10 protein-coding genes are annotated in these 12,076 nt (G+C 48.3%); 4 read left to right on the top strand and 6 right to left on the bottom strand.

Translation table 11 applies throughout. The features are described 5' to 3' along the window. Positions 1-15: 15 nt before the first annotated feature. Entirely contained in the window at positions 16-570 is a 555-nt protein-coding gene (locus tag KOD92_RS01580; protein ID WP_215231768.1) for a hypothetical protein, read from the bottom strand. Positions 571-780: 210 nt separating this feature from the next. Here KOD92_RS01580 and KOD92_RS01575 point away from each other — a divergent pair, with 210 nt between their 5' ends. Beyond that, entirely contained in the window at positions 781-1,713 is a 933-nt protein-coding gene (locus KOD92_RS01575; RefSeq protein ID WP_215231767.1) for a D-2-hydroxyacid dehydrogenase, read from the top strand. Between the two features lie 33 nt (positions 1,714-1,746). Here KOD92_RS01575 and KOD92_RS01570 read toward each other — a convergent pair whose 3' ends face one another. Continuing rightward, positions 1,747-2,958 (bottom strand): acyltransferase family protein, encoded by a 1,212-nt coding sequence (locus KOD92_RS01570; RefSeq protein WP_215231766.1) that lies wholly within the window; start codon positions 2,956-2,958, stop codon positions 1,747-1,749. Positions 2,959-3,205: 247 nt separating this feature from the next. On the opposite strand from KOD92_RS01570, the gene KOD92_RS01565 reads away from it, so the two are divergent. Next, positions 3,206-4,585, top strand: a complete 1,380-nt coding sequence (locus KOD92_RS01565; protein WP_215231765.1) for a sulfatase-like hydrolase/transferase — start codon at positions 3,206-3,208, stop codon at positions 4,583-4,585. A gap of 115 nt (positions 4,586-4,700) precedes the next feature. Continuing rightward, complete coding sequence (locus tag KOD92_RS01560) at positions 4,701-6,410, top strand: alpha-amylase family protein (RefSeq protein ID WP_215231764.1); 1,710 nt, start codon at positions 4,701-4,703, stop codon at positions 6,408-6,410. Positions 6,411-6,428: 18 nt separating this feature from the next. Here KOD92_RS01560 and KOD92_RS01555 read toward each other — a convergent pair whose 3' ends face one another. Then, positions 6,429-8,126 carry a hypothetical protein gene (locus tag KOD92_RS01555; protein ID WP_215231763.1) on the bottom strand — a complete coding sequence of 566 codons (1,698 nt, stop codon included), beginning with the start codon at positions 8,124-8,126 and terminating at the stop codon, positions 6,429-6,431. Between the two features lie 182 nt (positions 8,127-8,308). Continuing rightward, positions 8,309-8,911 (bottom strand): DUF5683 domain-containing protein, encoded by a 603-nt coding sequence (locus KOD92_RS01550; protein ID WP_215231762.1) that lies wholly within the window; start codon positions 8,909-8,911, stop codon positions 8,309-8,311. A gap of 169 nt (positions 8,912-9,080) precedes the next feature. On the opposite strand from KOD92_RS01550, the gene KOD92_RS01545 reads away from it, so the two are divergent. Further along, positions 9,081-9,905 carry a glycosyltransferase family 2 protein gene (locus KOD92_RS01545; protein ID WP_215231761.1) on the top strand — a complete coding sequence of 275 codons (825 nt, stop codon included), beginning with the start codon at positions 9,081-9,083 and terminating at the stop codon, positions 9,903-9,905. A gap of 3 nt (positions 9,906-9,908) precedes the next feature. On the opposite strand, the gene KOD92_RS01540 is transcribed toward KOD92_RS01545, so the two are convergent. After that, positions 9,909-10,973 carry a glycosyltransferase gene (locus tag KOD92_RS01540; RefSeq protein WP_215231760.1) on the bottom strand — a complete coding sequence of 355 codons (1,065 nt, stop codon included), beginning with the start codon at positions 10,971-10,973 and terminating at the stop codon, positions 9,909-9,911. Further along, entirely contained in the window at positions 10,963-12,060 is a 1,098-nt protein-coding gene (locus tag KOD92_RS01535) for a glycosyltransferase (protein ID WP_215231759.1), read from the bottom strand. Before KOD92_RS01535 ends, KOD92_RS01540 begins: the two co-directional genes overlap by 11 nt. Positions 12,061-12,076 lie beyond the last annotated feature (16 nt).

The following is a 12,076-nucleotide window of genomic DNA, read 5'->3' as shown; positions in this document are numbered from 1 at the left end:
TCCTTCCTCCTTTATTTATTTCACCTGCAAAACAAATTCAAGATTCGCATCGTCACTTCCGGGTGCCGGTGTTCCGTTTTTGTCGCCTGGCTGGTGACGTAGCTGTACTTTCAGTGTCCCTGCACCCGCAGCACCCGCCTTGGCAGTACCTGTCAGACCGATCGGGAAATTGTTATCGTCTTTATCTTCGTACGTGTAGGTGAGCAGAGACGCGGGCGAAGGTGTGAAGACGATCAAATGTTCGTCAGACTCTTTGGCGATTTCTTCGGTAATATTATCTGCCGGCGATTTGCTTTCGTCCATAAACTCGATTGTCAGCGCATATTCCGCGTTTGCTTTCAGGCTGATCGTGTCAAATCTTGTCGGCGCATTGCCGCCGTCACCGTCTGCGTCCTTGAAACTGAATGAACTTACAGTTCCGGTGCCAGCCTCCTTGAAGTTAAGTGTCACGGATGTGATCAGTTCGTTCTCGTCGTCGGGCGTGATCTCCTCGCCGGAATCTTTGCATTGGGTAAACAACGCAGCAAGGCCGAACAGTGCGCAGAAGGATAATTTTCGGTTAAGCTTCATGGATATTGATTCAATAAGTGATAAATGACTTAGACTGATATATGCAATTGTGTTGCAAATATAAATCTTATTGCAACATAGTTGCAGTGTGCGTCCGATATTTTGAAAGATTTTATATTCATGGAACGGTATTTTAATCTTCCGGAACCGCAGTGTAGTCGGGCTTAGCATCAGTGAAGCATTAGCCGATTCAGATTTAAATAAAGATTTATGAAAATATTAATATATGCCGATTTGCAGCCCCGGTACCTGGAAGAGCTGGCGAAGCAATTACCAAAGGATGCGGAATGTATTTTCAAAGCCGATCTGTCGCAGGCCGAATTAAAAAGCGAACTGGAATCCTCAGAAATCGTGATCGGTAACCTGCCGGTGGAAATGCTGGAAAACGTACCTGGCTCTCTTAAATTCTGGCAGCTGGAACAGGTGGGTTTTGAACATTATAAAGACGTGAAGTTCATTGGGACTGTGGCAAATGTCGGGGATATGTCGGCCGCTGCCTGCGCTGAAACGATCGTGGCAGGAATTCTGGGGTTTTATCGCGGTGTACACTTAATGGTGAGGAACCAGTTGGAACAGCGCTGGGTAGGGGAGAAAGCGGAGCAGGAACTTTCGGTTTTAGGTGAGAAAAACGTGATCATATTGGGTTCCGGCGCCATTGGTGAGCACGTTGAAAAGATATTGAAGGCATTTGGTTGCAGCATAAAAATGACCGCCAAGAGCGACCCGGAAGCAGATATTCACTCCTTTGAAGATTTATTGAAAGAATTGCCGGAGACTGATCTTGTAGTAAACACCCTGCCCGGTAACCTCGATAAATACGTTTCCGCCGAATTCTTTGAAGCAATGAAAGAAGGTTCGCTTTATGCCAACGTAGGGCGTGGAAATACCACTGACGAAGCGGCGCTGATCCAGGCACTGGAAAGCGGAAAACTGGCGGGAGCAGTGCTGGACGTAACCGAAAACGAGCCGCTGCCGAAGAACAGAAAGTTGTGGAAAATGGAAAATGTGATCCTGACTCAACACACCGGCGCGGCCCACAGGGAACGTGACCGCGATAAAGTGAAAAAGTTTGCCGAAAACGTGAAGCAGTTTTTAAAAGGGGCTAAGTTAAAAGATGAAGTTAAATTGACGGAAGGCTATTGAAACATGCTATTTTCAATAGAGAACACGATCCAATCATTTACTGTAAGACTTGTCTGCATCAATTGCGGGCACAAACAGCCTTTTGCGAAGGTTCATAAATGGTAACTCGATCAGCCGGAACATCAGGTACGCGACCAGATAGGTGAACAGATAAGTACCGAGGAAAACCAGCCATTTTGGAGCAAACGGGGTGGCGAGATTGCTGTGGTACCATTCTGTAACCTGCTCGATGATCAGTATGTGCATTAAATAAAATGAATAGGAAGTTTGACTGATCTGCGTGATCAGTCTGGTAATTAGCTTGCCCGGGCGGGGACAGGAGGAGGCGTAGGGAAGCATCATTGCAAACCCGCAGCAAAACAAGGGCAGAAGCAAAACGTCTACAAAAATGTTAGCTTTCCCGCCAGCTACCGTATGTTTTACGACCTGAAAGCCGATCAAAACGCCGATAAACCCGGTAATAAGCAGCCACATACTCGCCCGGCTTGAAATCTTGCGTTTTTCCATTAGATAGGCTACCAGACAGCCGCAGGCAATGGCGTCGAGCCGGAACATGACTATTTTTCGCATACTATCCCAGTCGCCGATAGGAGGCGCGAATATGTTCCAGCTGGGAAAAAGGACCTTTTGATCCACCAGATAAGCGAACAGATTTTGCTGATACATCCAGTGGTACAAAACCTTAAATCCAAGTCCGCAAACCAGGAAAATAATGACACCGGCCAGGTATATACGGTACCGGTTCTGCGCCCTGCCGATTACAGCCGCGATCGCAAGCAGGAGTAGCGGGAACAGCAGGTAAAACCATTCCTCTACGGCCAGGCTCCATGAATGCGGGAAAAAGCCGGGCATAGGGGTAATAATATTTTGGGCAAAAAACAGATAGTAAATGCTATTATGCATCGCACCCGAGAACTGGTAGCAAACGAGAAAAGCGAAAAAATAGGCGGGAAGTGTTCGCAGCCAGCGATTTACCCAGAAGATACGTACTGCTTTCCAGGTAATTCCCGGCGTGAGCACAGTGCGCAAAATAATGCGGCCGATCAGGAAACCGCTCAATACGAAAAATGCTTCGACCCCAACTCCCAGCCACCCGAACGGGAATAGCTTGTCAACCGGATTCAGCGGGGTGGAATGTGCGAGGAAAACCATGATTATGGAACAGCTACGCATAAGGTCGAGGCCGAAAATACGCTCGACTTTAACAAAGGTTTCCCTCTGTAATTCGCTTACATTTTCAATCATCTGTGGGGGAGTGTTATTTAAAACTTTCTTACACAGACACTTCGCGACTAGATCCTGCTGCCTGGGTATTTTGCGAGATACGTATATTGTCCCTGAAAGTGGCCGTAGGATGATCGTATAGTGGTTTGGATTGATTTAACGGTAAAGACGGAGCATGTCACAACAGGTAGAATTGCAGTTACTAATTGACTTTTCGGCAATCATTTATCAGCTTTGATACTTTCGTCAAATAAAACGCTGTTACCCCATGAAAGGGATCATTCTGTGCAAGTTTTCCGCTGTAATCTGGCTGCTATTCATTTGTTTCCAGGTATCAGGCCAGGGCAGGGCAGGAAGAGCGAAAGCCAGGCCTAATGTGATCATTATCCTGACTGACGATATGGGAGTAGGGGATGTGGGCGCATTTGGCGGCCGGCTCGTTCCTACTCCGAATATCGACCGGCTAGCGGCAAGCGGATTGAAGCTGACCCAGTATTACAGCGGCGCGCCGATATGTTCTCCTTCCCGCGCCAGTATCCTCACTGGAATGCAGCCAGGGAAATGGAATTTCGCGACTTATCTCGATAAGAAAAGCCATAACAGAGACGCAGAGCAAATTGACTTCCTGACGCCGGAAGCGCCTTCGATGGGGCGTTTTTTCAAGAATGCGGGCTATGCCACCGGGCACTTTGGTAAGTGGCACATGGGTGGCGGCCGGGATGTGACCGACGCTCCGAAATTTGATCAATATGGTTTCGATGAGCACGCAAGTACCTACGAAAGTCCCGAACCCGACCCGGCGCTGACTGCCACCAACTGGATCTGGTCTGACAAGGATAGCGTCAAAAGGTGGGACCGGACGGCTTACTTCGTTGATAAAACGCTTGATTTCATGGGCCGCCACAAAGATCAGCCCTGCTTTGTAAACCTCTGGCCCGATGAGGTGCATACACCCTGGGTACCCAAACCCGAAGCCGGAGAAACGCCGTTAAAGCCGCAGGAGGAAGCCGCATTCAAGCGGGTCCTGATTGAATATGATATTCAGATCGGCCGACTGATCGACGGCTTAAAGGAGCGCGGACTTTTTGATAATACGATCATAATTTTTACGAGTGACAATGGTGCATTGCCTACATTCGGTGGAAGCCGCAGCGGCAAGTTCAGAGGTTCGAAACTTTCGCTCTACGAAGGCGGAATCCGGATGCCTTTTATCGTAACCTGGCCTGGACATATTACCGCAGGCCAAACCGACGAGCGTTCCGAACTGCACGCAACCGATCTGCTGCCCACACTAACTAAGCTCGCAGGCATTTCGTTACCAGCCACTTACAAAAGCGATGGGCTCGACAGGTCGGCGGTTCTTTTGGGGAAATCTTCCTTACGTAAAAAAGAAATGTACTGGGAATACGGCCGCAACACGATCGCTTATGCTTACCCAAAGCCTCCCCACAAGAGCCCTCAACTCGCGATCCGCTCCGGCGAATGGAAGCTGCTCATGAATAACGACGGCAGCAATGCGGAACTTTACAATATCCTCAAAGACCCCGCCGAAACCCAGAATCTCGCCGCGGATCAAGTCAGGAAAAAAGAAGAGCTAAGCCAAAAGTTGCTAACATGGTGGAAGTCGCTGCCGCGGCTGGGGGCGTAGGGGTAGAAACGGATGCTTGTCCGGCATGATATTTAGTGCAGTTGCGGGTGATTTTTAAAGAAAAATCAATTACGTCTATTATACCGACAAAACGCGACCACTAACAAAAAGCCAGATGAAGCACGTATTCAGCACCTTACTATTAGCGATTTTAATTTTACCTCGGATTTGCAGCGGGCAGGATCGGCTGGCAACGGTTGATCTTAAAAACAATTACTGGTACAAAAACAGCATCATATATAACCTGGAAGTCGGGGTTTTCAAGGATAGCGACGGTGACGGGCGGGGTGATTTTCAGGGGTTGATACAAAAGCTGGATTACCTGAGTTCGCTGGGCGTCGATGCAATATGGCTGGCGCCTTTTCAGCCCACTCCCGGGAAAGACGACGGATACGATGTCGCTGATTATTATACAATTGACGAAAAACTTGGCACGGGCGGCGACTTCGCCGAGTTCATCTACCAGGCAGAAAAAAGGGGCATTCGCGTGATCATGGATCTGGTGATCAACCATACTTCCGATGAGCATCCGTGGTTTAAGAATGCGCGTGCGAGCAAGAATTCCAAGTACCGCGACTGGTATATCTGGTCGGAGAAACTTCCCAAGAACCACGACGAGGGAATGGTATTTCCAGGCTTTCAGACTGGTGTCTGGAAATTGGATTCGCTCTCGGGGGAATATTTCTACCATCGTTTCTACGATTTTCAGCCCGATCTGAACTTCACAAATCCTGCGGTTGTACAGGAATGTCAGCGGATTATCGGCTTCTGGCTAAACCAGGGAATTTCGGGATTCCGTCTCGATGCCGTCCCATTTATCATTGAAATACCAAAAACGGGAACGGAAAAGCCGAAGCTGGACTATAAATTTCTGACGGATATCCGCCAATTTGCGCAGTCGAGAAAGGCGGATGCCGCGATTTTGGGTGAAGCGAATGTGACACCTGAGGAGAACGAGAATTACTTCGGCGGGAATGGGGATGGGATCCAGATGATGTTCAATTTTTTCGCCAACCAGCATTTGTTCTACGCCCTCGCAACCGGCAAACTCGATCCTTTCAAAAAGGCGATCCGCGAAACGAAGCGCATTCCGGAGGCGTCTCAGTGGGCCCATTTTCTTAGAAATCACGATGAAATAGACCTGGGCAGGCTGACGGATAAGCAACGGCAGGAAGTGTATGATAAGTTCGGACCTGATACCAGCATGCAGATTTACGAGCGCGGTATCCGCCGGCGGCTGGCGACTATGATGGGCAATAACCGTAAGCACATGGAGCTGGCTTACAGTTTGTTATTCTCGCTGCCCGGAACACCGGTGATCCGATATGGCGATGAACTCGGGATGGGTGACGACCTGCGTTTAAGAGAAAGGATTTCCGTGAGAACCCCCATGCAGTGGGACGATTCGAAAAATGCGGGGTTTACCACAGCCGACACCGCATTCCGTCCGGTTATTGATTTTGGGGAGCACAGCTATAAAAAAGTAAATGTAGCACAGCAAAGGCGCGACTCCACTTCACTGCTCAGCTGGACCACAGATCTGATCCGGCTGAGAAAATCCTGCCCTGAGATCGGGCTGGGCAATTATAAGCTCATAGAAGCCGGTTCGCCGTTCATTTTCGGTATTCAATACGAGCTTGCAGGCGAAACGTTGGTAATCCTCCACAATTTCAGCGACAAGCCGCAGCGCTCGGAGTTTACTATGAACGGGAATCCATTGTTAATGGATCTGATCAACAAAAATGACCAGAAACCAAACGCAGGAAAGCATACTGTAAATATGCCCGGTTATGGGTACAAATGGTTTAGGGTTGCAAAGGATTAGAAGATGAAAATTGGTTTCTCACTCCAACGAAAACCCCTCCGCATCCACATTCAGCCCCCTATTAAGCGGGTGGAAACTTTTTTCTCCGCGGAAACTGACGTCGAGGACGGCCATTTGGTAGGAGCCGAATGCCAGGTCGTCTTTTCTCAGGAAGGTTTGAAATCCGTTTTTGTAATAATTTCCTGAAAGCAGAAAGTTGCGGCGGCCTTCGATTTTCGGATTCGCATTGAGTAAATGTACTTCACCGGTTTTCAGATCTTTTAACACTAAAAAACGATCACTTAAAAAGGGTTTTTTGAGGGGCAGCTTGTCGCTTGTTACAAAAGTGTGGTTCAGATTTTCGACCCCGTTCTGCACCATTCTTGTTACGTGCCAGTCTTCCAGGTAAATGCTGTCACTTACCGGGGGATTGGGGCTGGCGGCAAATAGCGAATCTATTCCAGTTTTGTCCGCGACAGGCTCGGGAAGTTTGAAAAAGCCCTTTTCATATCCGGGAGTAAGGTAAAAATCCGCATTTCGGACAATCGTTTTTTCGACGGAAAATAAATTTCGGTTGTTTTGCCAGTTGAAAACATCCGCCAGATACGTGGTTTTCTTTGCCGAGACCATACCTGTTAATGCATAATGCGCATAGCCCCAATAAATTATACTGAGCGCGGTTATCGCTATTAAAACCTGCTTTTTTCTAAACAGCGAAGTATAATTCAGCAACAGGATATAGCAGATCACCGTCGATAAAGCTGCGTACAACTGAAACCGACTGGCTATCGTAGTGCCCGCCCAAGACCTGAAAAGCGCGATCACGGTACTGGTGATGAAAATGAATCCGAAAAGCGTGAGCAGTTCAACGGTCCCGGGTTTAATGTGGGCCGGTTTGTTGAAGTAGATCGAGGCCACGCGGATCGTCAGGATCAGCATAAAACCAACAATAAATAACCCCCAAAGCGCCGACCAAAGTTGGGGATTTGGCCACAGTGACATACTCGAACCGATGAAGCCGAATAGCGACGAAAGCATACTTAGCAGACTGGTAGGTAGCTGTCCTGCCTGTCCCGCTTCATAGCCGATCAGGTAGATCGCCAGACAGGCAACCAGGGAAACGCAGGCAAGTATCGCCCTTTTGAAATCTTTAAAACAAAGAAAAAAGAATACAATGGCGGGGAAGGAAATAACGCCGTTACCATGCGTAAACGTCGCTAAAAAGCAAAAAACCATAGCCAGCCAGAATGCACCGGTAGTCCGGCGGGAAGCCAGCAAAATGGCGGTTACTGTAAATACGGTCAGAAACGAATGCTGCATACCATTAAGTGCCCAGCCGGATACTTCGTGATAAATCGGCGTAAAAAACAGGAATGGCGCCGGGAGGAAATAATAGAGCGGTAGACCGGATTTCCGGAATTGCAGATATAAAAAGTAAAATATATAAGTAATGTTGATGGAAACGAGCAGAATGTAGAAACGGAAATTCTGGTGCCCGGTAATCGCGTATTCGACCAGCGCGAGCAGCCGGACAGTAACCGCCTTGTGATCATTGAACGTCCGAAACATTTCCTGCACGACTGCCGAGAACTCAAATCCGGCATTGGAGGCGGCTTCAATAAATTGGATAATCAGAAAATCGTCCTGAAACGGGAAGTTGACGGAGAAATAGAAATTGTATACACAAAAAAACATAATGATCAGGCAGATCAAAAGGCCTGAGAGCAATCGTAGCATATTGAGGTTTTACGTTATACGTATACACCACAATATTCATACCGAACGATCAAAACGCGGAAATTCGTCTGCCAGACTGTCACCTGTATGAATTCTTTGAAACACAATGACGCGCGATTTCCCCGCTTACAGCGGCGACTGCTAATCCTGTTTTGGTGGTAAAATCGCGCTCACGGAAGACATCAGTGCAGATTAAAAACCAATCTCAATCCCGGACTTGCACTTGGCAATCCGGGCTGTACAAGCTTAGGACTGACGTTTAAGGTCAGATCGTCGGAAATGTCAAAGCTTTTCAAGTGCGCTGCCACATTGGCTTCGATAATGCTGAGGGTGTAGATCACGCCGGTAGTCAGCAATGCAACATTCCGGTACCTGCGCCAGTAATTTTTCTGCCTTTGTATCTGATCTATTGAAGCGGAATCCACGCGGCTGGTAGTATTAAGTAAGTTGCGGACGCGGACTGGCATTTTCGTATCCGCTGTCACTCCTTCGGCCAGCTTACCTGTATTCAGGTTGAAAAATAATTTGTATGCGGCGAGAAAGTCCTTGTATTTGAGTGTGTTTAAATGATACGCAAAAAGGCCTCCGCCCAGGGACAAGTAGATGATCGGAAGTTTCCAGTAATCCCGGTTGTAAATCTGGCCGCCGCCCGGAATCAGTGCCAGTTTGGTTGCAGTTTTTGGAGTGGGTAGAAATCGATGAGGCCCAACACTTTCGCCAAGTGAAGTATCGCTTTTGCTGATCTGTATACTCGGAACCTGCGCTTCGCTTTTGACCAAAACCATACAAAAAAATGCACTACACACTATTTTTCCGACTATACCCATTTGAGCCTGATTGCAGATTAACAGGCGCAAGCAAGTGATACAGGATCAGACCGGCAATATAAAAAATGTTAAATAAGCCCCGATCCATTCTGCCGGCAGGCACACTTATGGTATTTCCCCGGCATATATGAAATCCACTATATCTGTTGTCACCATTGTAAAGTCCCGGCAGGAAGCTTTACTGAATCTGGTAAAAGGTCTTGACCTCGGAAGCCTGTTTCCTCAGGAGCTGGTGATCGTTCACATGGACGAGCCGGCAAGTGGGATCACTTCGGAGCATTTTATGGTGAAAAGCTTTGAATTAACATCCGGCGAGCATTTGCCGCTGGCGGCTGCGAGAAATTTTGCAGTGGCGCGTTCCACTTCCTCCCATATTATTTTTCTGGATGTTGACTGCATTCCCGCCACTGATCTGGTGCAGCTTTACGCGAACGCATTTCAGTCTGGCGATAAACTGTGGACAGGCCCCGTTCGGTATCTTCACAAAGGCGCCACCAATGCACCTGGTTTTTTTGAGAAAATCAATGGTCTGAGCAAGCCGGATCCGGTCCGGGATGATTTGAGCAAGCTTTCCTACGAGCTATTCTGGTCACTGAATTTCGGGTGCAGCCGGGACGTTTTTGAGCAAATAGGCGGTTTTGATGAAGGTTTTTCCGGTTACGGCGCTGAGGATACCGACTTTTCATTTGCCGCAAGAGCGCGGCATGTGCCACTGGGAAACACCAAGGCGCTGGCTTATCACCAGCATCATCCCAGCTACGATCCGCCCCTCAATCACTTGAAAGATATTGTCACCAATGCGCAGGTATTTTTCAAAAAGTGGGGAGTTTGGCCGATGGAAGGGTGGCTCAGAAAATTCGAAACTGCGGGCTTGATCCAATGGAAGGGTGAAGAGATCACGATTTTGAGACTACCTGATCTGGATGAAATCGCTGCGGCATTAAAACCCTGATTTTTACTTTGCATTAAACAGCTTTCTCCATTGATCGTGCAGCGCCCCGGCGATATCTGTTAATGCATCTGGATTGATAACGCCCTTCCAGCGGTCAGGCGGCAGATTTGCTGCTTTTGTAAATAAATCGCCCCAGTCGGCACCTGATAGTTCGTCTCCCGCAATCACCACTGCCATATTGTTTGCTTCCAGCAATTTCGCTTTGTGCAGCTGCTCGTCAAACGGCCTTTCTTCATAAATACATATAAATCTTTTGTTCAGATCAGCCATTTCCATAACCGTATTATGCCCGGCGTTGCCGATCACGGTTTCGCAGGAAACGAGTATTTCTGCTGGATTTTCGAGGTTTCCGTGCAATACTACATTCCGGTAATCGCCTGAGAAAGGCTGCGCCATTTTTCCAAGAATATGAAATGTTTTATCAGGAAATTCAGCCGCAAGCATTTCAATTAGTTGCGGGCCAATGGACGTACCGCCTGTTCCGGTCATCACAGCAACCGTATTCGCTACGGTTGGCCGATCAATCTGCATTCCCTGAAATCTCGAAAAACCGCCCGAATAAAAAGTCTTTGCTTCCACCCAATCGAAATCCGATCTGTTCATTAAGGCAGCCGGGGAAGGGGCGATGAGCGTTTGTGCACTTTGGTATGCATTTAAATGCGGAATGTCATTCCGGTTACCGGTCTGCCTGATCACCAATGCAGGAATGCCGCAGAGTGCCGCCAGCATCGTCACTTCAACGGAAACGTCTACGATCAACAGGACGGGAAACTGTTTTTTAAAGAAGTCAGCGATCACCGCCGATCGGTCGGTCAACCCCCTAACATTTAGTGGCGCGTAGTGCAGGAAGTCAAGTGCTGCCAGTTGTGAAAATTCGTCTTCGTCCCGAGCAATGTCCGACGGAAGGTGGTAACAAGTAATATGCGGAGGTATCAGGCTGGTGAATGCATGCAGCCCGCTCCCGAGGAAGCTCACATTCGCTTCCCCGAGCTGGCTGGCAATCGCAATGGCCCGCATCACATGTCCGGAACCGTGATGATGTACGTAAAATGCAAAGTTAGGCCGCATTCGAGCGTATTTTCATAGGAGCTGCTTGTGCTGCGGCTTCTGCTAATACCCGTTCGTAGGCATCCGTCATACTCTCAACGTCGAGGTAACGGACCGCTTTTTCGCGGCAATCCTGGCGATTCAATGCAGCTGCTTGATGAATGCATCCCGCAAGTTCCTGAACATCCTCACCGAGCGACAGACTGCCCGTTCTGGCACATAACAACTCAGGAAGTGCACCCCGGCCTATACCTGCCACCGGCGTTCCGCATGCGAGCGATTCGGCGATAACAAGTCCGAACGGTTCGTCCCAGCATGGCGTGATGAGACTTACCTGCGCATTGCCTATTAGTTCGTTGAGTTTTTCGTGATTGCAATGTCCCACCAGTTCTATCGAATTGTCGATCAGGGGCAGTATTTTTTCTTCGTAATAAAATTTATCACTGATAGCGCCTGCCACTTTCATCTTTTTACCGGCTGCTTTCGCTGCCTGAATAGCAATATGAAGCCCTTTATCGGGGTGAATGCGACCGAACCACATAATATAGTCGCCAGCGTTTTCAGGATAGAAATCCCATTTTTCGAGATCGACACCATTCGGGATCACTTCGCAATTCGGCGCGTAATCTTTCCAGTTCCTGGCATTCGCATTCGATACGGTCACGTATTTGATCTTCTCATAATCCTGTTCGCGGCGAATCGCCCTTTTTAGCTCGAAAATCGGCGGCGTGTGCAGTACCGTAACCATAGGTGTGTGTAAAAGTCCCGCCATCATGATCGGGACGTAATTAAGACTATTGTTGAAGATCACGTCCAACCCCTCGCTATCGATATCCTGCATCACTTCCACATAGGCGTGATGCGTGGAGATAAACTCCATACTGAGCTCGCGGGATGTGAATTTGGAAGAGACGATCGGCTTATATCCCGCTTCAAACATAATCGGCCTTACATTCAGAATAGGGTCGGAAGAGGCGCTGGCGTACAGTAACACATCGTGGCCACGGGACAATAATCGTTGACAAATATCATAGGTAAAGGCTTCAAGTCCTCCCATAAAGGGTTTGGCAATGGGGTATTTCAAATGCGCAATTATTCCGATTCTCATAGATTGGTTTTATGTG

Source organism: Dyadobacter linearis (genome assembly GCF_907165045.1).
GTDB lineage: Bacteria > Bacteroidota > Bacteroidia > Cytophagales > Spirosomataceae > Dyadobacter > Dyadobacter linearis.
The sequence above is the reverse complement of the archived record's forward strand: the minus strand, read 5'-3'. Positions and strand labels throughout refer to the sequence as shown.